Source organism: Rhodococcus sp. IEGM 1318 (assembly GCF_033142465.1).
In the GTDB taxonomy this organism is placed as follows: Bacteria; Actinomycetota; Actinomycetes; order Mycobacteriales; family Mycobacteriaceae; genus Rhodococcus_F; species Rhodococcus_F qingshengii_B.
In genome coordinates, this window is sequence record NZ_JAWLSC010000008.1 from 203653 (window position 1) to 226889 (window position 23237).

A 23237-nucleotide genomic window follows, 5' to 3' on the forward strand; every position below is an offset into this window, starting at 1 on the left:
CCGCCGGATTGTTAATATAAATGGTGGCCCGCCAATGCTTCAACCGCCCCCGCCGGCGGTCCACACACAACCGATTAAAACCAAACACAGCCACGCCCACCCCCACCTAAAGGTCGTGGCGCCCTTCTCTGTGTCTGTTTCAGGCCCGGAGCGTCTCAGTTCTCGGCGGCCAACTGACCACAGGCTGCGGCAATTTCCTGGCCGCGCGTGTCACGCACCGTGCACGAGACACCCTGAGCGATGACGCGACGCACGAACTCACGCTCGACGTCCTTCGGGCTCGCGTCCCATTCACTGCCGGGAGTCGGGTTGAGCGGAATCAGGTTGACGTGCACCAACCCGCCGAGTGCCTTCTTCAGTTTCTTGCCCAACATGTCCGCGCGCCACGGCTGATCGTTGACGTTCTTGATCATCGCGTACTCGATGGACACACGGCGGCCGGTCTTGTCTGCGTAGTAACGCGCGGCTTGGAGCACCTCCGACACGGACCAACGATTGTTGACCGGCACAAGGGTGTCGCGCAGTTCGTCGTCCGGCGTGTGCAGCGATACCGCCAGAGTGACGCTCAGGCCTTCGTCGGCGAGCTTGCGGATAGCGGGAGCGAGACCGACGGTCGAGACCGTGACCGACCGCTGCGACAGGCCGAGTCCGTCCGGTGCGGGCGAGGTGATGCGTCGTACCGCCGCGACCACACGCTTGTAGTTCGCCAACGGCTCGCCCATGCCCATGAACACGACGTTCGAGAGGCGTCCGGGGCCACCGGCTATTTCACCGTCGCGCATGGCTGCTGCTGCCTCGCGAACCTGATCCACGATCTCGGCAGTCGAGAGGTTGCGGTCGAGGCCGCCCTGACCCGTCGCACAGAACGGGCAGGCCATTCCGCAGCCTGCCTGACTCGATATGCAGAGTGTCGCCCGATCTGGATAGCGCATCAGGACACTCTCGAGCAGCGTTCCGTCATGTGCCTTCCACAGGGTCTTGCGTGTGTCGCCCGAATCGCACGCGAGATGCTTGATCGGCGTCAGCAAAGTCGGGAAGAGCGACTCCCCCACTTTTTCGCGCACCGATGCGGGGAGGTCGGTCATCTTTTCCGGATCTGCTTCGAGCCGCGCGTAGTACTGACGCGCCAGCTGATCGGCCCGGAAAGCCGGAAGGCCGAGCTCTTTCACCGCTTCTTTGCGCTCGGCGGAATCGAGATCGGCGAGGTGCCGTGGAGGCATTCCGCGCTTGGGTGCAGTGAAAACGAGGGGAAGAGAGGCAGCCATAGTTACACCATTGTCCCATTGTTTTGGGGTGCTACCCCACTGCCACCCGATTGTGGCCGGATTACCCGTGCAACTTCGCGCAGGTTGCGTGATGATCATGTCATGTCAACCACACCAGAGGATCCGTCGAACTCCCCCGTGTACGGCCCTGCCGACGGTTTCGGTCCCGACCCGGAACTTCCGAAAGTTGGCGAGGACAAGGCAGTCGAAGAACACGATCCCGAACCGAACCCGACGCCTGAACCGACGCCGGCAGGAACCGCGGTTACCGACCGAACCAGGGCTGCGACGACGTGGGTTGGCCTGGTCATCGGCGCAATCGTGCTGGTCTTGCTGCTGGTGTTCATCTTGCAGAACCTCGAGAGCGTCTCCGTCAAGATCCTGGCCTGGCAAATCGACTTTCCGCTCGGAATCACGATCCTGCTCTCCGCGATCGCGGGCGCATTGATCATGGCGTTGGCAGGCGGGGTTCGCATCATTCAGATCCGGCGCGCAGCGAAGCGGCAGATGTGACTGAAATCTAGTTACGCAATTGGGTCGATCGACGGGCCAGCAGGCATCATTGATGTCGTGGAAATCACCGGAAAGGCCCTGATGTGACTACTCACATGGAGAGACCTGTGACCTCGCGAATTGCCCCGCAGCAGGCAAGATCCTGGCTCCTCGTCCCCGCGTCCAAACCGGACACCTTCGACGCCGCCCTCGCGAGTGCGGCCGACGCCGTCATTCTCGACCTCGAGGATGCCGTCACCGCACCCAACAAACCGGCCGCCCGCCGCGATGTCGCCGCATTCCTGAGCGAACACAATCACGCCTGGGTTCGGATCAACGACGCCACGACACCGTTCTGGGAAGAGGATCTGGCCGCACTCGCGGGCCTCCCCGGACTCGAGGGTGTCATGCTCGCGAAGACCGAGAGCGGCCAGCAGGCCGACGCCACTGCCGAGCGACTTCCCGAGGGCACCAAGATTCTTGCTCTCGTCGAATCCGCGGTGGGGCTCGAAGCTGCGCCCGAGATCGCACGCACCGACGGAATCTTCCGTCTTGCATTCGGCAGCGGAGACTTTCGTCGCGACACCGGGATGGACGACTCGCCCACCTCGATGTCGTACCCGCGTTCGCGGCTCACGATCGCCAGCCGCGCGGCTCGTATCGCTCCGCCGATCGACGGTCCAACGCTCGGCCCCGATCTGGATCTGCTCGCCCGAGACTGTGCGATCACGTTGTCACTCGGCATGGCAGGCAAGCTCTGCATGACCACCGCGCAGACTGCCCCCGTCAACGCGGGCCTGAGTCCGTCCGTGGCCGACGCGATTTGGGCTCAGAACGTCATCGACGATCTCGGTGAAGACGGCTCACGCGTACGCGACGGCAGTGACCTGCCCAAACTCGCCAAGGCAAAGAAGATTCACAAGCTTGCAACCCTGTTCCACATCCCCACCGATCACTAATTGTTTTGCTACTGAATCGGTACAGAAAACGTCAGGCGCTCAAGTCGGAGCGCCTGACGTTCGTCTTTCGAGCTCGCCATCACGCCAGTTCGAGTGACCGCGGTTTGAATCGAACATGGATCCGGTATCGCACCGCAAAGGCCAATCCCGTCACCTGCGAGAACGCACGCTCGGCGGTCTTCTCGGTGAACTCGATCCCGAGTACTCGCCGCAAGTCGTCTCGATTCTCGAACTCCCACCGGGCGTCGACACGCGTGAGCGAGAACCCTTGAGCCTCGAAGAATCCTTCGACCGCCGCGGGATCGTATTTGGGCAGATCCGCCCTCATCCACTCTCCGTACGGGTCGGCGCTCACATCGAGATCCACGATCAGCAGGGCTCCCCCGGGCCTCAGGATGCGCATGGCCTCACGAATTCCCGGGCCGCAGCCTTTGCCGAAAAAGTACGCCGTACGGGCATGAACGAGATCGACTGAAGCATCCACCAGACCCGTGGACTCCGCTGAACCCTGGACTACGTCGATCGACGCCGAATCGCTGGTTCGTTCCCGCGCGGCCTTCACCAGCGGTGCGTGCGGCTCCACTCCGACAACACGACGGGCGGTACGAGCGAACTCCGGTAGATGGAACCCCGCCCCACAGCCGACGTCGACGACGTCGCGTCCAGACCAGTCGACCTGGGCTCGCATCGCGGCCCAGATGGAACCGTCGACGTCCTGTGCGCGGTTCTCGACCTCGTAGACGTCCGGCCAGTGCCAGATGTTCGGACTGGGGATGGGCTTGGAACGGCCCGAGAAGAAATCACGCACGAGAAATCAGACGAGTGCGTACAGAATCAGCCAGGTTACAAATGCCGACGGCAGGAGCGAATCCAGGCGATCCATGATTCCGCCGTGGCCGGGAAGCAAGGTTCCCATGTCCTTGATGCCGAGTTCACGCTTGATCTGCGATTCGATCAGGTCACCGACCGTCGCGACGACCACCAGCACGACACCGAGCAGGACGCCGATCATCGAGTTCGCGTCGAGGATCAACGTCACCGAAAGCAAACTGCCGATAACGCAGAAAATGAGGGAGCCGACGAATCCCTCCCAGGACTTCTTCGGGCTCACAGCGGGCACCATCGGGTGCTTCCCGAACAGCACTCCGGCCGCGTAACCACCGATGTCGGAGCACACGACACCGATCATCAGGACGAAAACGCGGCCCGGGCCGTCGTCTTCGAGCACCATCAATGCGCCGAATGACGCCAAAAGTGGAATCCACGCCAGAACGAACACCGTGATGGAGGTGTCTCTGAGGAAGTTCTTCGGGGTCGCCTTGAGCCCGTGGTCGAACAACCGCCACACCATGCACACCAGGACAGTCGCGGTGAATCCGCTGAGCACCCCGACCGGTCCCCACGGCCAGCCGAGCCAGATCGTGGCTTGCCCTCCGACGAGAAGCGGAATTCGCGGCACCTCGATGTCGGCTTCCCGAAGCCGCGTGGTGACCTCCCACGTTGCGATGAACATCGCGATCGCGACGACAGCGATCCACCCCGGGGGGAGGAAGATCAAAGTGCCGATGACCAGGGCGCCGAGACCAGCTCCGACGCCGATGGCGGCAGGTAGGTTCCTGCCCGCCTTCGACTTCGGCGGTTGCGCGCCCTCAGCGCCGCCCGTAGGCCCGTCCGTGACGGGACCACCGGCGGTTCCCTCTTGTGCGTGCACCCAGACTCCCTGATCTACTCCCGACGACAAACACTGCAAACGAGGAGGCTATACCTCCATCAACTCTGCTTCCTTGTGCTTGACGAGTTCCTCGACCGTGTGCACGTACTTCGCCGTGGTCTTGTCGAGTTCTTTCTCTGCGCGACCGACCTCGTCCTCGCCGGCTTCGCCGTCCTTCTGGATCCGGCCGAGTTCGTCCATCGCCTTGCGGCGGATGTTGCGCAGCGTAACCTTCGAGTCCTCGCCCTTGGACTTGGCCTGCTTCACCAGTTCGCGACGACGCTCCTCCGTGAGCTGCGGAACCGAGATGCGGATGATGCTGCCGTCGTTGGACGGGTTCACACCGAGATCCGAGTTGCGGATCGCCGTCTCGATCGCGTTGAGCTGTGAAGCCTCGTACGGCTTGACGATGACCATGCGGGCCTCGGGGACGTTGATGCTCGCGAGCTGCGTGATCGGCGTGATCGAACCGTAGTAGTCGATCACGATGCGCGAGAACATACCGGGGTTGGCGCGTCCGGTGCGAACCGAGCCGAGATCGTCCTTGGCTACCGTGACAGCCTTTTCCATCTTCTCTTCTGCCTCGAAGAGCGCTTCATCGATCACGGCTGTTCCTCCATGTTGTCTGCATCATTTTTTGGGTGTCACTCACGACTTGATCAGGGTGCCGATCTTCTCACCGGACACCGCGCGAGCGATGTTTCCTTCGGTGAGGAGGTTGAACACCATCATCGGCATCGAGTTGTCCATGCAAAGGCTGAACGCCGTTGCGTCTGCGACCTTGAGCTCACGTTCGATGACCTCGCGGTGCGTGATCTGTTCGTACATCGTCGCGTCCGGGTCGATACGCGGGTCAGCCGAGTAGACGCCGTCGACAGCCTTGGCCATCAGGACTACCTCGGCACCGATCTCCAGCGCGCGCTGCGCAGCAGTGGTGTCGGTGGAGAAGTACGGCATACCCATCCCGGCACCGAAGATGACCACGCGCCCCTTCTCGAGGTGCCTACGTGCACGAAGGGGAAGGTACGGCTCGGCGACCTGTCCCATGGTGATGGCCGTCTGCACACGAGAATCGACGCCGGCCTTCTCCAGGAAATCCTGCAGAGCGAGGCAGTTCATGACGGTGCCGAGCATGCCCATGTAGTCGGAGCGCGCGCGATCGAGGCCACGCTGCTGCAGTTCCGCTCCGCGGAAGAAGTTTCCGCCGCCGATGACCACTGCAACTTGTACGCCTGATCGAACGACCTCTGCGATCTGCTCAGCCACCTTGGTGACCACATCGGGATCGAGACCGACTTTGCCGCCTCCGAACATTTCGCCGCCGAGTTTGAGCAGGACCCGCTTGAATCCTGGACGTTCGTTGGCAGGTTCGGACATTGTTCTCCTCAGTTCGATACAAGACCCTGTGGGTCCTTCGTTCTTCTTCTGTCACCGAATCGGAGACGGTGACACAGAAAGCCCTCGGGACTAGTCCCAAGGCACTCCCATCCTGCCTCATCGGAGGCCCCAGGTACACGTAGACCCCGCCGGTAGAGCAAATGCTCTTCTGGCGGGGTCCATGTGTACGGGCTCCGATTAAGCGGAGGCGCCGACCTCGAAACGCACGAAGCGCTTGATGGTCACGCCGGCCTCGTCGAGGATCGCCTTGACGGTCTTCTTGGAGTCCTGAACCGAAGACTGCTCGGTCAGCACGACGTCCTTGAAGTAGCCGTTGACGCGGCCTTCGATGATCTTCGGCAGAGCCTGCTCGGGCTTGCCCTCCGCGCGAGCGGTCTCTTCGGCGATGTGGCGCTCGGAAGCGACGATCTCCGCGGGGACCTCGTCACGCGTGACGTACTTGGCCTTGAGTGCAGCGACCTGCATTGCAGCTGCGCGAGCAGCCTCGGCTGCGGCATCGCCTTCACCGGTGTACTCGACGAGCACGCCGACGGCCGGCGGCAGGTCGGCACTGCGCTTGTGCAGGTACACGGCAACGGGGCCGTCGAAGGAAGCGACGCGGCTCAGCTCGAGCTTCTCGCCGATCTTCGCGGACTGCTCCTGGATGACGGTGTCGATGGTCTTGCCGTCGAGCTCGAGCGCCTTGAGAGCGTCGAGGTCGGCGGGCTTGCCAGCGGCAGCGACGGTCACGATGGAGTCGGCCAGCTTGATGAACTCGTCGTTCTTGGCGACGAAGTCGGTCTCGCAGTTGATCTCGATCATGACGCCGTCCTTGGCGACGACGAGACCCTCAGCGGTGGTGCGCTCTGCGCGCTTTCCGACATCCTTCGCGCCCTTGATGCGCAGCTGCTCGACGGCCTTGTCGAAATCGCCGTCTGCATCTGCGAGTGCGTTCTTACATGCCATCATTCCGGAGCCGGTGAGCTCACGGAGCCGCTTGACGTCAGCGGCGGTGTAGTTCGCCATGATTAGCGAGCCTCCTCATGTGTCTGTTTCGGACCTAGGACTAACGGTGAAGCACGGCCTGACGGTGATGCTCGGGCCTAACGGTGAAACGGCCCTGACCAAAAGAACTCTTGGTCAGGGCCGGTTTCAACGAATCAGGCCTCGGTGGCCGGTGCCTCTGCGGCGGGGGCTGCCTCAGCCTCTGCAGCCGGAGCTGCCTCAGCCTCTGCAGCCGGAGCTGCCTCAGCCTCTGCGGCCGGAGCTGCCTGCGAGAGCAGTTCCTGCTCCCACTCGGCGAGGGGCTCGCCCGCGCCGGCTTCGGGCTTCGCGTCCTTGTCGGCGCTCAGTCCTGCACGTGCCTGCACACCCTCGGCAACCGCGGAAGCGACAACCTTGGTCAGCAGTGCTGCGGAACGGATGGCGTCGTCGTTGCCCGGGATCGGGTAGTCGACGAGGTCGGGGTCGCAGTTGGTGTCCAGGATCGCGATGACCGGGATGTTCAGCTTGCGAGCCTCGGCAACTGCCAGGTGCTCCTTGTTGGTGTCGACGATCCACACCGCGGAAGGAACCTTGGCCATGTCGCGGATACCACCGAGGGTGCGATCCAGCTTGGTCATCTCACGCGTGAGCATGAGGATTTCCTTCTTGGTGCGACCTTCGAATCCACCGGTCTGCTCCATTGCCTCGAGCTCCTTGAGGCGAAGCAGACGCTTGTGGACGGTGGTGAAGTTGGTGAGCATGCCGCCGAGCCAACGCTGGTTGACGTAGGGCATTCCGACGCGAGTCGCTTCGGAAGCGATGGACTCCTGCGCCTGCTTCTTGGTGCCGACGAAGAGAACGGTGCCGCCGTGGGCAACGGTCTCCTTGACGAACTCGTACGCCTTGTCGATGTACGTCAGCGTCTGCTGGAGGTCGATGATGTAGATGCCGTTGCGGTCGGTCAAGATGAATCGCTTCATCTTCGGGTTCCAGCGACGGGTCTGATGTCCGAAGTGGGTTCCACTATCGAGCATCTGCTTCATGGTTACGACAGCCATGGCTGTGTACCTCAAACTTTCAATCCGGTTGATGCAGGCGATCGGGTGATCCCTGCCCTGGCACCCGCACGGCCGTCGGACCTGTTTCGTGAGAACCAGGACCAGCCGAGGCCGGAAAACGTGCGCGGGCGCGCGAAGTCGGACTGTGCGAGCACAGACCGCTCGACAAGTGTACGTCCTCGTCCCCCGATGCCATAACCACCCCGGAAGCAACGGACCGAACCGGCGGTTGTGGATCGGCGAACATCCTGTGGATTACCCGTCCGATCTGCATTGAAGCGCGCGCGACTCCGCGGAAGATCAAGCAATGACGATGTTGAGCGGAGCCCGACGAGGAGTGGTCGTCGCCGTGATTTTCTGCTGTGTAGCCGTAGGTACGGCGTCGGCAGAGGCGCGTTTCGATTGGCCGCTCGCTCCCCGGCCGCACGTGGAACGCGCTTTCGACCGACCGGCCCAGAATTGGCTTCCTGGTCATCGCGGTGTCGATCTAAGCGGCAGTCCCCGTCAATCCGTCCTCGCGGCCGGCGACGGCATTGTGGCGTTCGCGGGAGTCGTCGCGGGAAAGCCGGCGGTATCGATTGATCACGACGGCGGCCTACGTACGACCTACGAACCCGTCGTGGCCGGCGTTCGAGCAGGCGAACGCATCGCGGCCGGGGCGGTGATCGGCACCCTCGAATCCGGGCACGACGGGTGCGTCGTCGCCGCATGTTTGCACTGGGGCCTGCGCAGAGGGCGCGAGTATCTCGATCCACTCGGACTCGTTCGGTCGCAACCGCTCAGGCTCAAGCCACTGACCGGGGGTTGAGTCTGGCGGGGGGTTGAGTCAGTGCCACTCGGAAACGGCGTGCCGACCCACAGCGTCCGCGAAATCGTCGGCAACCATCGCTGCCAGTTCCATGAAAGCTCGCCTGGTGGCCGGTCGCATCAACTCGAGATCCATCACCGATCCCTCCGCGAGATGCTCGTCGAAAGGAATGACCTCGACGGCGCGGCATCGACGCATGAAGTAGTCCACCAACGCGTCCATGTCGATCACGCTCGACCCTGGTCTGGCGGCGCTGATCACGACGACGGTCCGTTCGACCAGATGACCGTATCCATGCAACTGAAGCCAATCGAGTGTTGCCGCTGCGCTTCGTGCCCCGTCGATTGCCGGAGAACTGACGAGAACCAACGAATTGGCAAGATCGAGAACTCCGTTCATCGCCGAGTGCATGATCCCGGTACCGCAATCGGTGAGGATGATGTTGTAGTAGACCTGCAAGATGTCGATGACCTGGCGATAGTCATCCTCGCTGAACGCCTCCGAAATCGCCGGGTCCTGCTCACTGGCCAGTACCTCGAGACGACTCGGCGACTGAGATGTGTGCGCGCGTACGTCCGAATAGCTCTTTATGTCCGGCCTCGCGGCGATCAGATCACGGACTGTCGAATTTGTCTGCAGCGGAACACGTTGCGCCAACGTTCCGAAGTCGGGATTGGCATCGACCGCCACGACGCAGTCGCCACGAAGCGAAGCAAACGTCGCACCGAGTCCGACCGTGACGGTTGTCTTGCCGACGCCACCTTTGAGCGAGAGCAAAGCGATTCGGTAGTCGTTGCGAATCGGCTGCTCGATTCGGGCGACCAGTGCACGGTTGCGCTGTTCGTTGGTCGAATCCCCCAGATTGACCACACCTGCGGTCGCACGATGCAATCCTCTACGCCAGCCGCCACGCGGCGTCCGTTTTGGGCGTTTCAGTAAAGCTTCGGCAACCAGATCCTGGTTTGTCACCTGCTGCTGGCTCGACGGCGGCGGTGGCGCGGTCCAGGCCTCTTGCGGTCGCGCCACAGGCTCTGGCGTCGGCATCGGCACAGGAGCCGGTTGCGGCGCTTCGGACAGCCAGGCCGGTTGGCCACTGTTCGGCGGGTGCTTTACATCTTGGCGGTTCACGAATCCCCCGGATATCGCATGTAATCGAGTGCCTTGACACGACGATCGAACTTTGCCGATTGTTCACTCTTCCGACCTGCGACGCTACCAAACACCTGCCGAGAACTCGCGCCGCGTCACAATCTAGGCGCGTGGATGGGCCTGATCGTGGACGGATCGGAGCCGTTCGACCGATACATGCGTGTACAGCTGAGTAGTCGCCAGACTCGCGTGCCCGAGAAGTTCTTGCACCACACGAAGGTCTGCGCCGCCTTCCAGCAAATGTGTCGCAGCCGAGTGCCGGAGCCCGTGCGGACCCATGTCGGGAGCCCCTGGAATTGCAGCCATGGTTTCGTGGACTACCGAACGCGCCTGACGCTGATCGAGCCGACCGCCTCGAACGCCGAGGAGCAACGCCCGCCCAGACCGATCCGAACTCAGTGCGGGTCTTCCGTGCTCCAACCATCCGTTCAGTGCCGATTCTGCGGGCAGGCCGTAGGGCACCGATCGCTCCTTGTTTCCCTTGCCGAGCACACGCAGCAGGCGTCGATCGGCGTCGACCGACTCGACGTCCAGTCCACACAACTCGCCGACGCGAATTCCGGTGGAATACAACAATTCCACGATCAGTCGGTCCCGCAGGGCGAGCGGCTCTTGTTGCTGCGCACCGCTTTCCGCCGCATCCATTGCGTCGATCGCCTGACTCTGGCGCAGCACCGTCGGCAGCGTGCGGCGAGCAGGTGGAGCTGCCAGACGTGTACCGGGGTCGACGGGAATGCGTCCCGTCTGCGCGAGCCACGCCGTGAAACCGCGCGCCGACGACGCCCGTCGAGCTACCGTCGTCCGGGCCGTTCCCACGGCGTTCTGGGCAGCCAACCACGAGCGCATGACTCCTAGGTCGAAGCCATCGAGATCTGCAGTCTCCGAACCGGCAGCGAAATGGGTCAGCAATGCCCGCGCGTCACCGACGTAAGCGCGGATCGTGTGTTCCGACCGCCCTCGGCTCAGTCGAAGGTGCTCGGCGTAGGCATCGAGGTGAACACTCAAGCTCGCCGACAATGCGTCAGTCATGAACACACGCTCGCCCGCCGCGATTGAAACTGCAAGCTGCCTCGCCGATAGGGTTGATCGGTGAATCGAGCAATTCCTCTGAAGATGTTGTGTGTACTGGCACTGATTTCCGCAATCGCTCCACTGTCCATCGACATGTACCTGCCCGGCCTACCTTTGATGGCGGATGCACTCGACACTACTGCGGCCAGCGTTCAGCTGACGCTGACTACGTTCATGGCCGGCCTCGGAATCGGCCAGCTGATCATCGGTCCGATCTCCGACGGGCTGGGGAGGCGGCGAATACTGCTTGCCGCAACGATCATCACAGCGCTGAGCGGTGCGGCATGCGCGGTGGCGCCGAACATCGAGTTTCTCATCGGCGCCCGTCTCGTCCAGGGATTGAGTGGAGGCGCTGCCATCGTCTTGGCCCGTGCTTGTATTGCCGACCGGGCGCGTGGGGACGACGCAGCGAAGCTCTTCAGCATCATGATGATCATCGGCGGTATCGCTCCGGTGGTCGCACCACTGATCGGCGGCGCACTTCTCGGCCCCGTCGGGTGGCGCGGAATCTTCTGGGTCCTGGCGGTCGCGGGCGCCGTGATGGTGGCTGGTGTCGTTTTGCTTGTTCCCGAGACACTCCCACCCGAGCGACGCCACGGCGGTGGATTGAAGTCACTGATCTCGAATCTGAGATACGTCGTCCGAAATCAGCATTACCTCGGATATGCGCTCGCATTCGTCTTCGGATTCGGCGCTCTGTTCGCGTACATCTCCGCGTCGCCGTTCGTCGTTCAGAATGTCCTCGGGCTGAGTCCGTCACAATTCTCGATCGTGTTCGCAGTGAACGCCACCGGAATGGTCGCGGCAGCGATGATCACCACTCGCCTGCTCGGTCGCGTCGGAGCTCGTACCCTACTGCGGTTCGGGGTGTGCCTGCTCCTCGCTGGCGGCGCCGTATTACTCTGCACCAGCGTAATTTTCAGTTCCACGAATACCTGGTTGATCTTGGTTCCGCTGTTCGTGGCAGTTTCGAGCATCGGGTTCATCATGGGTAATGCGACCGCTCTCGCCCAAGGGGAGGTCACCAACGCAGCAGGAACCGGTTCAGCCCTGATGGGAGCGGGCCAGTTCGGCTTGGCGGCGCTGGTTTCGCCGTTGGTGGGAATTGCGGGAGAAGACACGGCAGTTCCGATGGCAATTGCAATTCCCACCTTCGGAGTTCTCGCGGCCGTTGCGCTCGTGTTGCTGACGCGCGGCAAGGCCGCAGCGAGTTAGCTTTCGACCGCAGCGAGTTCGGACTTCCAGACGCGGAAGCCTTCTTCGGTGCGACCACGACGCCAGTAACCGGAAATAGAAGCGGCCGACGCCGGGACTTTTCGTTCCTTGCGAATGTACGGCCGGAGGTTATGCATGACGGCTTGTGCTTCACCGTGAATGAATACGTGCGGCTCGCCCGGTAGCCACTCGAGCGCCTTGACCGCGGCGACGACTGGCGCGTTGTCACCCGCCAACTCTTCACCCACCGCGTCGGATGACGCTCCGCGATGTAGCCAGGTCACCGCGATACCTTCTGGAGCATCGAGTGCGATTTCGTCTTCTGATCCACCGACTTCGACGACGGTGTAGCCGACCGCATCCGGCGCCAATCTCGCTATCGACGCAGCAATAGCAGGTATTGCGGTCTCGTCTCCGACGAAGAGATACCAATCAGCGGATGGCGACGGCGAAAACGCGCCACCGGGTCCACGCAGGGTAATCTCAGCGCCCGGTTGAACTGACGCGGCCCACGGGCCTGCAACTCCCATGTCACCGTGGACGACAAAATCGATTGCAATCTCTTCGGCCTCGAGATCGTACGAACGAATCGTGTAGGTACGCAGTATCGGCTGATCAGGCGTGCCGAATTCGATCTTTACATAGGAATCGCTGTATTCGCTGGGAGTGAACGTCTCGAAGCTCGGTCCCCCGAGAAACACTCGCACCATATGGGGAGTCAATTGTTCGGTCCTCAGAACCGTCAATGCAGTTGTCGGCTTGGCCACAGAAAGATCCTTCCGAAAGTTAGTGTTACCTAACTAACCTACACGACAATTACAGCGCACGGGAAAAATGCCTACACGGTGAATCCGTCCAGCGCGCCAACGGGTCAGGCCACGCAACGAAATAAACCGACCAATCTGCCCGGTAAATGTGATGGCAGCCAAATTATCGGCTCACGAACCAGCCGATGATCAGGCCGGACATCGCTATCGGAGAAATTAGCAAAGCGACAGTAAAATACGCCTCTGGCTCCTGGCGAGGTTCGCCAGGAGCCAGAGGAGGTATTTAATTCAACCTAGTGTGCAGCATCGAAAGCGTCGATGATTTCCGCTTTGATACGCCCGCGCGGAGCAACTTCGTAACCGTTCTTACCCGCCCAGTCACGAATGGCCTGGAGAGTCTCCTTGGAGCGTCCGGAACCCGACGTGGCCTGCGGAGATGCAGACTGAGCCTTCTTGCCGCGCTTTCCGCTCACCTTCGCAGCTGCCTCGACGAACGGCTTCACCGCAGCGTCGAACTTCTCCGCATTGGTGGCGCGCAGATCGATCACGTAATCCGTTCCCTGGTAAGAGAACTCAATTCGATCACCGAATCCATCGTCAATCGGCTTACCGTCAAGGTCGTCGATGAGTTGCCGAATCAGCTTCTCAGCCATTGCACTCCTCTTTCAATGATCGATTCAATTCTCCTTCACAATACACAGATAGAGCGTTGATGAACAAAAGAAGTCCGAAAACCTCTGCCATTTCCGAACAGACTCAATGGTCCGAATTAGCAGCAGGTTAACGACACCAATCAATACCCGCACTCAGGGGATCCGGACTAATCAGACTTCTAAGCACATTGACCTGAGACTTTCCTGAGGCCCGTTAAATTCACGGCCAGGTCTGCAAAGCTGGGTCGAGAAAAACGCTGCACACGGCCGAGCAAGTTCTCGAAAAACAGCCCTGACGTGCAATTACCAGCATCGCGAGGGTATTCGCGTTTCGCAGTCGCAGGAACAGTTAGTGAGCATCGCCACCTGCCCACAGGAAGAGCACAATGAAGTTCACGCGCTACCGCGTCCGAAACCATCCACTCGAATCAGAACTCGCAAACCCCTCGAGTTCGAGCAGAGGAAGAGTTGCACGAACCTGCGCTATGAGCAATCCCGATTCCTCGGACAGCTCACGCGTACTACGTGAACCTGTTCCCGGCAAAGCTTCGTATACCAATCGAGAATTGCCTCGCAATGCGTCGATGTCACGCGTCGCGGCGACATCCTCCGCGGAATCACCCACACCGAACGGACCCGACGCTTCGACTACGTCCACGGCGTTGGAGACGAGTTGGGCTTCACCTTCGCGAATCATTCGGTGGCATCCGGTCGACGACGCCGAGGTCACCGGTCCGGGCACCGCCATGACGGGACGGCCTAGTTTTCGAGCCCAATTGGCGGTATTGCGTGCCCCACTGCGCCATCCGGCCTCGACCACCACTACGCCGTCCGACAACGCAGCTACCAGTCGATTCCTCGCCAGGAACCGAAACTTTGCAGGTGTGGTCCCCGGTGGATACTCACTTATCACTGCACCCGAATTCGCTATCTGCTTGAGTAGTCGCGCATGCCCCGACGGATACGCCCGATCCACGCCACAGGCCAAGACGGCCATTGTGGTTCCCCCTACGCCCAATGCAGCCCGATGCGCGGCCCCGTCGATCCCGAAGGCCGCTCCCGAGGTCACGGTCCATCCGTCGACAGCCAGATCACCGGCAATCTCTGCCGTCACGTGTTCGCCGTACGCAGTCGATGCCCGCGTGCCGACAATCGCGACGGATCTCTCCGTAAGATCTACCAGATCCCCAGACCCCAACACCCACAACACAAATGGCGCGATCTCGCCGCCGGAGGCATCGAGTCCGTCGAAGGAGAGCATCCGCCACGCCGGCCAATCGGCGCAGTTCGGCGTTACGAGCCTGCCACCCATCGCCTCCATCAGATCGAGGTCTCGCTGGGCCGTATCGATGTGAGCGCGAGCTCGCGTCTTCTCCTCGATCGCGGGTGGCAGATCGCCGTTGCGGACAGCCCTCGCAGTTGCTTCGATCCCGAGCTCGTCGATCAACATCGACATATACGCGCTGGGACCCTGCACGACGCGGGAAAGATATGCCGAGGCAAGTAGTCGTGGGTCGTGTGCAGTCATTGGAATCCCCTGTCTCGGAAGTCGAGTGCGGTGACAACTTGATCTGGACCGGGCATCGCCTCGCCTGCCAGATCAGCGACGCTCCAGGCAACCCGCAACGCTCGGTCCGCTCCACGAGCAGTGATCACCCCTTTACGCAGCGCCCGTTCCACCGGCGCCAACGCGGCACGCGAGAGTCTGAACTTCTGCCTCAGCGCCGGTCCTGGCACTTCCGCGTTGGTTCGCCACCCGTACTCGCTCCACCGCTGGGCTGCGGTGTCTCGCGCTGCCGCCACGCGCGCACGAACATCGCGGGTGCTTTCCCCCACTTCGTCGATCAGCGCTCCGGTTGCAACGGCCTGCATCCGGACCCTGATGTCGACTCGGTCCAACAACGGGCCGGACAATTTACCCAGGTATCGGCGACGTGCCGCCGGTGCACAGACGCAATCCGCGTCTCGGGGCGGCGCGCACGGGCACGGATTCGCGGCCAGGATGAGCTGGAATCGAGCCGGGTAACGCGCAACTCCGTCCCGCCTGGCAATTCTCACCTCACCGTCTTCGAGTGGCGTACGCAGCGCTTCGAGCACTTTCACCCCGATCTCCGCACATTCGTCGAGAAACAGCACGCCGCGATGGGCCCGGCTGACCGCACCCGGACGAGCCATCCCACTACCACCACCCACCAGCGAGCTGACCGACGAACTGTGATGCGGCGCAATGAAAGGCGGCATGTCGATCAACGGCCGATCCTCCGGCAACACCCCCGCCACCGAATGAATCGCCGTCACCTCCAACGACTCCCCCTCCGTCAACGGCGGAAGAATCCCCGGAAGCCTCTGCGCCAACATCGTTTTCCCGATCCCCGGCGGACCCGTCAACATCAAATGATGCGCACCCGCCGCAGCAACCTCGATCGCCCACCGAGCATCCGTCTGCCCGACAACCTCACTCAAATCCCGCACCGTCACCGCATCAGCACGCTCGAAAACATCAGGAACAGCCAACGCCAACTCACCACGCAACCACCCGATCACCGCAGACAAATCATCGGCGCCCAACACCTCGATCCCCTTCACCAGGCCCGCCTCTGCCAACGCCCGAGCCGGAACCACCACGGTCCCCCACCCCGCCCGCTTCGCCGCAAGCACCGCAGGCAACACACCACGCACCGTCCGCAGACGACCGTCGAGCGCCAATTCCCCCAAAAAGACAGTCTCCCGCAACAACTTCCGCGGCAACTTCTTCGCCGCATCGAGAACCGACAACGACAGAGCCAAATCGTAAACACTCCCCACCTTCGGCAACGTCGCCGGCGACAGCGCCAAAATCACCTTGCTGTCCGGCCACTCCTCACCGGAATTAGTCACCGCCGCCCGAATCCGATCACGCGACTCGTGCAACGCCGTATCAGGTAGCCCCACCAAATGCACCGCCGGCAACCCGCGCCCTATATCCGCCTCGATCTCCACGATCTGCCCGTCCACACCACTGACCGCAACAGAATGCGCCCGCCCCAACGCCATCAGAACGCATCCACAAAATGCTCGACCGAAGGCTCACCGTCGCGACCGATCAACACCGCCACCACATCGAAACGCACCCTCGACCACGACCGACCCGAATCAGCCAGCCACTGCATCGCCAACACCCGAATCCGACGCTGCTTCGCGAACGTCACCGACTCGGCCGGACTCCCGTACCCCGCACCCGACCGAGTCTTCACCTCCACGAACACAATCCGATCACCAGATGTCGCAATCACATCCAACTCGCCGTACCGACAACGCCAATTACGCTCGACAATCTCCAAACCCGCATCGATCAGGAACTCGACAGCCACATCCTCGCCCCGAGCTCCCAACGCCATATTCCTCGCCATCACAGCCCCCACCACTCACATGACCGCGCGCCCGCCCCATACGAAACGCGTCCCAACCACCACCCTCAACCCACCACCACAAAACCAAGCCACCAAAAACCGACCTGTTCACAACTCAGAACCTGTGGAATTCGGCAGCGCGACACACCAACGGCGGGCCGAACCCTGACAATTTTCTGAAATCCCCACAATTTGGACGAAAGTCCAGTAGAACTAGTTACAGTTTTGCTCAAACCGTCACGCACCCCGCTGAATGGAGTTCTATATGGCCCGCCGCTCACTACGCCACGCAGTAGCCACCACCACGTCCCTCGTCCTCATTGCCGCCGGCGTCACTGTTGGACTTGGAGCCTCGGTGGCGCAAGCAGCACCGGCATGCGCGCTCAACCAGTCGGTCACCGACAGTTGGGCCGGCTCGCTCGGGACGCCCTACACCCTCAGCAAGGAGGTTGTCGGCGACGGCAAGGTTGCCGCGGGGCAGACGGTCACCTACCTCACCAAGGTTTCCGGTTCGGGAGCACTCGTCAACGAGATCCGCGATTTCCACCCGGCAGGATTCCAGCTGGTCAAGGCTCGCCTGAACGTCAAATGGCTTATCGGCGACCAGCAGTGGGATGACGTTACCAAAACTGCTGTTGTCGGCAACAACTCCGTAGTCGCCAAGGGCGGCGGGTGGACCACGGCGGGCGGTGGTGTCATCGCTCTGGAAACCACCTACAAAGTTCCCGATAACGCGGCCGTAGGCACGCAGTACGACAGCGGCGCCGGCACCAACATAGTGCTCGCGGCCGGAAACTGGAATATCAATCCGATGGGCGTGTGTGTCACCATCCGGCAGCCGAACCCCGTCGAGGCGGGCGCCGGAAGCCTCGAGGACATGGGCTTCGGCTCACTCAACTCCGGATCGGGCCAGGTATTCGGTTCCCTCACCGACCCGCAGGGGTCGATGACCAATGTCATCAGCGGCGTCCTGGGCAATGTACTCGGAAACATGAGCTGACTCAGTTCGGATTAGGAGATGGGCCGAGCCACCAGCGCATGCTGGTAGCTCGGCCCATTTCGACTTTCTTGAAGCAAGCTCGACCTTCAACCAAATTTCGACAGGCCATCAGCGAAACACAAGTTCGGCGACTGGCTTCCGAACGAGCGCTACGACATCCTCGAGCCCATCGACGGCTTGATCGTGATGGCCGACTCGGAAGGAGAGAAAGCCCTCGCCCGCAACATCCTCTACCAGCGGCTACCCACTGTGAAAAACGGTAATGCGATAGTCGTGCGATGCACCGCAGACCCACCCATTGGTGCGCCGATGTCCGGCAGCACGGTCCTGAGCATTCCGTATGCCAGCGACCAACTGACCGCCACATTGTCGAAGTAACCAACGCATCCAGGTATCGAAAATATGTTCGAAGAGTGCTAGCCTCGAAATCAGGAAGCACTCACGGACATCGAGGATCACCATGGACGAGGTACCGGACACCGCACTGGATCTGGCTCGACTGGTCGACGAGTTGAGGGTTCTCGACCAGCGACGCGTCGACATCGGCGAGAGCTTGGTTCATCTCGAGTATCTCTACTCCAGAATGGGCGAACGGCAACAAGCAGACGCTGCCCGAAAAGCCTTCCAGGAGAAGTACGTCGGACGGATCTACGAACTCGCAGACGGCCTGCGCACCTGAAAAAGAAGTTGCACACAACTACTGACGGAGCGCATGGTCATTCCTGCACGACACACCGGACCGATCGGTTCGGCTGTGAACTATGTGGGAGAAATCTGATGGAGAAGATCACCAAGAGGCTGTGGAACTGGGCATCGATACTCGACGAGAATACTCGCGAGCAAGCGCTGCGCACGTCCCAGATGCCTTTTGTCCGTCCACATCTGGCATTGATGCCGGATGCGCACCTCGGTGCGGGAGCGACGGTGGGTTCGGTCATTCCGACGGAAGGCGCAATCATGCCCGCCGCCGTCGGAGTCGATATCGGCTGCGGAATGATCGCGGTCAAAACCCAGTTCAGCGCACGCGACCTTCAAGGCCGCGACCTGAGCGTTCTTCGCCACAGCATCGAACGCTCCGTTCCACTCTCGGCAGGTGTCTACAACAAGACGCTGAGCGACACGGCGCAAATCCGCATCGCAGAACTCGAGACCATGGCGGGCGATCGTCTGCCCTTCTACGACAAGTTCAAGAACAACTGGAGGTTTCAGCTCGGAACGCTGGGTTCTGGTAACCACTTCATCGAAGTGACGATCGACGAAAGCGACTGCGTCTGGCTGTTCCTGCACTCAGGCAGCCGCGGCATCGGAAACAAGCTCGCGCAGCACCACATCAAGATCGCCAAGGACTTGTGCGAGCGGTGGTACATCAACCTTCCCGATCCGGATCTTGCATACCTGGTCGAGAAGACACCCGAATTCGACTCGTACATCACCGATCTCAACTGGGCTCAGCATTTCGCTCTGCTCAACCGCGAAGAGATGATGGACCGCGTCGTGAAGGACTTCGCGCACTTCATGGATGACGGCACGATCATCGACGAGATCGAGCGGATCAACTGCCACCACAACTTCACCCAGAAGGAGTTCCACATGGGTCGCGGTGTGTGGTTGAGCCGTAAGGGTGCGATCAAGGCAGACGAGGGCACGCCCGGGCTCATCCCCGGTTCGATGGGAACCGCGAGTTACGTAGTCGTCGGCAAGGGAAACGTGACCTCGTTCAAGTCCAGCCCCCACGGCGCGGGTCGGGTGTACGGACGTAACCAGGCACGCAAGACCTTCACCATCGAAGATCTCGACAAGGCGATGGTCGGCATCGAATACAAGCGCTCCGCGGCGTTCCTCGACGAGATCCCGGGTGCGTACAAGGACATCGACGTCGTGATGGACGACGCGAAGGACTTGGTCGAGATTCGACACACCCTGCGTCAGATCGTGAACGTCAAGGGCAACTGACCCGCGCAACTCCGCGAAATACGAAGTGCCCCGCCGATATCGGCGGGGCACTTCGTCGTCGAGATCTGTGCAGCAGGCACAGTCAGTCAGGAAGGCGCAGATCCGGCTTGTCCAACTCTTCGATGTTGACGTCCTTGAACGTCACGACGCGTACGTACTTCACGAATCGCGCCGGGCGGTACATGTCCCACACCCACGCGTCGGACATCCGCAGTTCGAAGTAGATCTCCCCGTCTGAATTGTGGGGCAGCAACTCAACCGTGTTGGCCAGGTAGAAACGTCGTTCGGTCTCCACGACGTAGGAGAACTGTCCGACGATGTCCCGGTATTCGCGGTAGAGCGACAGCTCCATCTCGGTTTCGTACTTCTCGAGATCCTCGGCACTCATCGGTTTAGCCAGTCCTCCCAGTTCGTCTGAACTACCATCATCCCGTACGGCCTGCACGTTGTTCCAACCGGACTCCTGCAGCCACCACGTTGGCATAGGTCATGCGGTGCTCGGGGCACGGCCCCAGCTCGTCGAGAGCGCCCATGTGCAGGGGCGTGCTGTATCCCTTGTGAATCGCGAAGCCGTATCCGGGATGAGTGTCGTCCATCTCGGTCATCACGCGATCTCGGGTCACCTTCGCGAGAACGCTGGCCGCGGCGATACATGCAGCGGCGCCGTCACCGCCGATGACCGGTAGCGAGGGAGCCGTCAAACCCGGAACCCGGAACCCGTCGGTGAGGACGTAGCCCGGTTCGAGGTCGAGGCCCGCAACTGCTCGCCGCATCCCCTCGATGTTCGCGACGTGAATACCGATCTGGTCGACTTCCGCCGCGGGAACAGCGATGACACTCCACGCCAATGCCAAGCGCTTGATGGCTGGGAAAAGCTCCTCGCGAGCACGTTCGGTCAGCTTCTTCGAATCGTCCAGACGCGCCAGTGCCGCTTGCGGTTTCGGTGCCAGGACGCACGCTGCAATGACGAGCGGACCGGCGCACGCTCCGCGACCGGCTTCGTCGACGCCGGCGACCGGACCGAGTCCGGTTCGTGCCAACGCAGACTCCATCGTCCGCAGACCTGCCGATCTGCGAATGACAACGCGAGGGGGCCAACTACTCACTGTCTCTGCCTACTCGGAACTAAACGAATCCATGTGTGCGGTCCGACAACTCAATTGCCCTGAATATCAGGCGCATCGATGCCACCCATTCGCGACGGAGGAAGGACGATGAATCGCGCTTGACCGATGATGTTGTCGACCGGGACGGTTCCCTGGAACTCGTCGTCGACGTGGTACCGCGAATCGGCGGAATTGCTCCGGTTGTCACCCATGACCCATACGTGTCCCTCGGGCACGGTGATCGGTCCGAAGCAGCGCCCCGACTTCAGTTCGGTGTCACACGTTTGTGTTCCCGGAGTGAACGGGAAGTCCATCTTGATGTACGGCTCGTCGAGTGGTTTGCCGTCGACCAGGACTCGGCCCTGATCGTCACAGCATTCGACGGTCTGGCCGCCGGTGGCGATCACTCGCTTGACCAAGTCGTTCTCGTCCGGCGGAACGAGGCCGACCCACGAACCGACCTCTTGAATGCCGCGGACGACAACGTTGTCGGACCGATTGGACACATATTTCGTGTTCCACGAATCGGGTCCTTTGAAGACGACGACGTCGCCAGGTTCCGGATCGCCGAAGCGGTATCCGATCTTCTCCACCACGATGCGGTCACCGGTACATCCTGCACAGCCGTGCAGTGTCGGTTCCATCGACTCGGATGGGATGAGAAAAACTCTGAAGACAAATGCCTGAAGAACGATGCTCAGTACCAGCGCGACGCCGATCAGAACAGGGAGTTCTCGCAGGAACGATCGCTGTTTCTTCTGCGGCCGATGTGAGGTCGGTTCCTCGGAACCGCTTGATCCCTCATGATTCTCGGGTCCGGACGACAATGCCTGCTCCTTCGAAGAATCTGCCACAGAAACCAGATTAGCCCGACACCGCGTGTACGCGGTGCCGGGCTCATCGGAAAGATCAGCGCTTTTCCTTGATCTTCGCCTTCTTGCCACGAAGCTCACGGAGGTAGTACAGCTTGGCGCGACGGACGTCACCGCGGGTCAGAACCTCGATGGAGGCCAGCGTGGGGCTGTGAACCGGGAAGGTGCGCTCGACGCCGACGCCGAAGGAGACCTTACGGACGGTGAAGGTCTCGCGAACGCCGCCGCCCTGGCGACGAATAACGACGCCCTTGAAGACCTGCACGCGCTCCTTGGAGCCTTCGATAACCTTGACGTTCACGTTGAGCGTGTCGCCGGGACGGAACTCGGGGATGTCGTCGCGGAGCGACTTTTTGTCCAGGAAGTCCAGGGTGTTCATATGTCATCCTTGTATTTCGCAGGAGCAGAGGAACCGAGCGGCACGCGTTTCGGTCTCCCGAAACGGCGCTCGTCTGGTTCGTGCCCAGATCAAGTGCTGCTGCCTGGTCCAGGCAACCCGTCCATTGTGCCAGACGCGGACACCAGCGGGGAAATCGGTGGTGGCGGAGCCGCGTGGACGGTGTGGTCCAATTCCTGCTCGGCCGCCGTCATCGCATGCTCGACGCTCGGTGATCCGGCAATGAGATCCTGAACGTAGATCTTGGCCCGGATGACGGGCCGACGCCATTTCCGTTCACGCTCGAGAGCGCGGTTCATCCGTTTCGGCTTGCGCGTGTATCGCCAACGTGCCCACGGCGCACCCGGCCGGCTCAGGCGAACTGCACCGATTACCAGCAACGGAAAGACGAACAGGCCCACGAGCCCCGTCCAGATCTTCCCCTTGAGAATGACGATGGCTGCCAGGGCGAAGTTGATCAACGCGACAAAAACGAAGACCAACTTGATCCACGGATCTCGTTCTTCACGGAATCCGGCGACGTCGAGCAGTTCGAGCGGGCGGAACCCCAACAGCACCAGACCGGTCACGGCGATCGCAACGAAGACCGCATCCACCGAGGTCCGACCTTGCTCGGCCCAGTACACGTCCTTCAGGTAGAAAATCAGTGCAAACTCGTCGAGCACCAACGCCGCACCCATACCGAAGATCGCCGCCAGTACGGCACCGGTGGTCTGCGAACCGTCGACGTAGACCGCGATCAGCGCACCACCGGAGATCATCATCGCGACGACACCGAACACGACGTGATGCACGTGCTGACCGCCTGGCGCGATGTTGCCCGGCCACCATTTCACCTGTGCGCGGATCATCCGGACGCTCAGGCGGATGAAGAGGAAGGCGGACAGGAACCCGAGAAGGAAGAACAGCAGCGGCAATCGGCCATGGGCGATGATCTCTCGCTCGAGCCACTCCCGCATCACTGTCCTCCCTTCACCGAATTCATGATCCGATTCTTGATCGGATTCATAC

At 61.4% G+C, this 23237-nt stretch carries 27 protein-coding genes; 8 read left to right on the forward strand and 19 right to left on the reverse strand.

Annotation, left to right across the window (positions count from 1 at the left end; genetic code table 11):
• Positions 1–155: 155 nt before the first annotated feature.
• The gene (gene rlmN, locus R4P65_RS19985; RefSeq protein ID WP_230812959.1) at positions 156–1265 is read right to left on the reverse strand and encodes a 23S rRNA (adenine(2503)-C(2))-methyltransferase RlmN; all 1110 of its coding nucleotides are present in this window, start codon (positions 1263–1265) and stop codon (positions 156–158) included.
• 102 nt (positions 1266–1367) lie between these two features.
• Between rlmN and R4P65_RS19990 the strand changes: the two genes are divergently transcribed.
• A complete protein-coding gene (locus R4P65_RS19990; RefSeq protein ID WP_230812956.1) occupies positions 1368–1778 on the forward strand; it encodes a lipopolysaccharide assembly LapA domain-containing protein in 411 nt (136 codons plus the stop codon).
• Positions 1779–1873: 95 nt separating this feature from the next.
• Complete coding sequence (locus R4P65_RS19995; protein ID WP_030244636.1) at positions 1874–2716, forward strand: HpcH/HpaI aldolase/citrate lyase family protein; 843 nt, start codon at positions 1874–1876, stop codon at positions 2714–2716.
• A 79-nt stretch (positions 2717–2795) separates the two neighbouring features.
• On the opposite strand, the gene R4P65_RS20000 is transcribed toward R4P65_RS19995, so the two are convergent.
• From R4P65_RS20000 to rpsB, 6 genes are all read right to left on the reverse strand, one after another.
• The gene (locus R4P65_RS20000) at positions 2796–3524 is read right to left on the reverse strand and encodes a class I SAM-dependent methyltransferase (RefSeq protein WP_317827856.1); all 729 of its coding nucleotides are present in this window, start codon (positions 3522–3524) and stop codon (positions 2796–2798) included.
• A 6-nt stretch (positions 3525–3530) separates the two neighbouring features.
• Complete coding sequence (locus R4P65_RS20005; RefSeq protein ID WP_003942673.1) at positions 3531–4427, reverse strand: phosphatidate cytidylyltransferase; 897 nt, start codon at positions 4425–4427, stop codon at positions 3531–3533.
• A gap of 48 nt (positions 4428–4475) precedes the next feature.
• Positions 4476–5033 (reverse strand): ribosome recycling factor, encoded by a 558-nt coding sequence (gene frr, locus R4P65_RS20010; protein WP_003942777.1) that lies wholly within the window; start codon positions 5031–5033, stop codon positions 4476–4478.
• 42 nt (positions 5034–5075) lie between these two features.
• Positions 5076–5804: a UMP kinase gene (gene pyrH, locus R4P65_RS20015; protein WP_019747988.1), complete on the reverse strand. Its 729-nt coding sequence runs from the start codon at positions 5802–5804 to the stop codon at positions 5076–5078.
• Positions 5805–6002: 198 nt separating this feature from the next.
• Complete coding sequence (tsf, locus tag R4P65_RS20020; RefSeq protein ID WP_230812953.1) at positions 6003–6830, reverse strand: translation elongation factor Ts; 828 nt, start codon at positions 6828–6830, stop codon at positions 6003–6005.
• Positions 6831–6964: 134 nt separating this feature from the next.
• Positions 6965–7846: a 30S ribosomal protein S2 gene (gene rpsB / locus R4P65_RS20025; protein ID WP_113682954.1), complete on the reverse strand. Its 882-nt coding sequence runs from the start codon at positions 7844–7846 to the stop codon at positions 6965–6967.
• Between the two features lie 307 nt (positions 7847–8153).
• Here rpsB and R4P65_RS20030 point away from each other — a divergent pair, with 307 nt between their 5' ends.
• Positions 8154–8654, forward strand: a complete 501-nt coding sequence (locus R4P65_RS20030; RefSeq protein WP_317827857.1) for a M23 family metallopeptidase — start codon at positions 8154–8156, stop codon at positions 8652–8654.
• Between the two features lie 18 nt (positions 8655–8672).
• On the opposite strand, the gene R4P65_RS20035 is transcribed toward R4P65_RS20030, so the two are convergent.
• Both R4P65_RS20035 and R4P65_RS20040 read right to left on the reverse strand, forming a co-directional pair.
• The gene (locus R4P65_RS20035) at positions 8673–9782 is read right to left on the reverse strand and encodes a MinD/ParA family protein (protein WP_317827858.1); all 1110 of its coding nucleotides are present in this window, start codon (positions 9780–9782) and stop codon (positions 8673–8675) included.
• A gap of 123 nt (positions 9783–9905) precedes the next feature.
• A complete protein-coding gene (locus R4P65_RS20040; protein ID WP_317827859.1) occupies positions 9906–10832 on the reverse strand; it encodes a tyrosine recombinase XerC in 927 nt (308 codons plus the stop codon).
• Between the two features lie 84 nt (positions 10833–10916).
• Here R4P65_RS20040 and R4P65_RS20045 point away from each other — a divergent pair, with 84 nt between their 5' ends.
• Positions 10917–12089 carry a multidrug effflux MFS transporter gene (locus tag R4P65_RS20045; RefSeq protein WP_317827919.1) on the forward strand — a complete coding sequence of 391 codons (1173 nt, stop codon included), beginning with the start codon at positions 10917–10919 and terminating at the stop codon, positions 12087–12089.
• Here the strand turns inward: R4P65_RS20045 and R4P65_RS20050 are convergent.
• From R4P65_RS20050 to R4P65_RS20070, 5 genes are all read right to left on the reverse strand, one after another.
• Positions 12086–12856, reverse strand: coding sequence for a siderophore-interacting protein (locus R4P65_RS20050; protein WP_317827860.1), 771 nt, complete (start codon positions 12854–12856; stop codon positions 12086–12088). The genes R4P65_RS20045 and R4P65_RS20050 overlap by 4 nt on opposite strands.
• Positions 12857–13149: 293 nt before the next feature.
• Positions 13150–13509, reverse strand: coding sequence for an Lsr2 family protein (locus R4P65_RS20055; RefSeq protein WP_317827861.1), 360 nt, complete (start codon positions 13507–13509; stop codon positions 13150–13152).
• A 400-nt stretch (positions 13510–13909) separates the two neighbouring features.
• A complete protein-coding gene (gene dprA, locus R4P65_RS20060) occupies positions 13910–15037 on the reverse strand; it encodes a DNA-processing protein DprA (RefSeq protein ID WP_317827862.1) in 1128 nt (375 codons plus the stop codon).
• Positions 15034–16542 (reverse strand): YifB family Mg chelatase-like AAA ATPase, encoded by a 1509-nt coding sequence (locus tag R4P65_RS20065; RefSeq protein ID WP_317827863.1) that lies wholly within the window; start codon positions 16540–16542, stop codon positions 15034–15036. Before R4P65_RS20065 ends, dprA begins: the two co-directional genes overlap by 4 nt.
• Complete coding sequence (locus R4P65_RS20070; protein ID WP_317827864.1) at positions 16542–16898, reverse strand: YraN family protein; 357 nt, start codon at positions 16896–16898, stop codon at positions 16542–16544. The genes R4P65_RS20065 and R4P65_RS20070 overlap by 1 nt, the downstream gene beginning before the upstream one ends.
• Positions 16899–17163: 265 nt before the next feature.
• Between R4P65_RS20070 and R4P65_RS20075 the strand changes: the two genes are divergently transcribed.
• The 4 genes from R4P65_RS20075 to R4P65_RS20090 all read left to right on the forward strand — a co-directional run bounded on the left by R4P65_RS20075 (position 17164) and on the right by R4P65_RS20090 (position 19851).
• A complete protein-coding gene (locus tag R4P65_RS20075; RefSeq protein WP_317827865.1) occupies positions 17164–17898 on the forward strand; it encodes a hypothetical protein in 735 nt (244 codons plus the stop codon).
• A gap of 186 nt (positions 17899–18084) precedes the next feature.
• Positions 18085–18276: a hypothetical protein gene (locus R4P65_RS20080; protein ID WP_317827866.1), complete on the forward strand. Its 192-nt coding sequence runs from the start codon at positions 18085–18087 to the stop codon at positions 18274–18276.
• Positions 18277–18358: 82 nt separating this feature from the next.
• A complete protein-coding gene (locus tag R4P65_RS20085) occupies positions 18359–18577 on the forward strand; it encodes a hypothetical protein (RefSeq protein WP_230812932.1) in 219 nt (72 codons plus the stop codon).
• A gap of 98 nt (positions 18578–18675) precedes the next feature.
• Positions 18676–19851, forward strand: a complete 1176-nt coding sequence (locus R4P65_RS20090; protein ID WP_317827867.1) for an RtcB family protein — start codon at positions 18676–18678, stop codon at positions 19849–19851.
• Positions 19852–19933: 82 nt separating this feature from the next.
• Here the strand turns inward: R4P65_RS20090 and R4P65_RS20095 are convergent, their stop codons facing one another.
• The 5 genes from R4P65_RS20095 to R4P65_RS20115 form a co-directional block, all read right to left on the reverse strand.
• Positions 19934–20239, reverse strand: a complete 306-nt coding sequence (locus tag R4P65_RS20095) for a DUF2469 domain-containing protein (protein ID WP_003942715.1) — start codon at positions 20237–20239, stop codon at positions 19934–19936.
• Positions 20240–20276: 37 nt separating this feature from the next.
• Positions 20277–20957 carry a ribonuclease HII gene (locus R4P65_RS20100; protein WP_317827868.1) on the reverse strand — a complete coding sequence of 227 codons (681 nt, stop codon included), beginning with the start codon at positions 20955–20957 and terminating at the stop codon, positions 20277–20279.
• 50 nt (positions 20958–21007) lie between these two features.
• Positions 21008–21811: a signal peptidase I gene (gene lepB, locus R4P65_RS20105; RefSeq protein ID WP_230812928.1), complete on the reverse strand. Its 804-nt coding sequence runs from the start codon at positions 21809–21811 to the stop codon at positions 21008–21010.
• Between the two features lie 55 nt (positions 21812–21866).
• Positions 21867–22208, reverse strand: a complete 342-nt coding sequence (rplS, locus tag R4P65_RS20110) for a 50S ribosomal protein L19 (protein WP_003942791.1) — start codon at positions 22206–22208, stop codon at positions 21867–21869.
• Between the two features lie 89 nt (positions 22209–22297).
• Positions 22298–23185 (reverse strand): hypothetical protein, encoded by an 888-nt coding sequence (locus R4P65_RS20115; RefSeq protein ID WP_317827869.1) that lies wholly within the window; start codon positions 23183–23185, stop codon positions 22298–22300.
• Between the last annotated feature and the right edge of the window lie 52 nt (positions 23186–23237).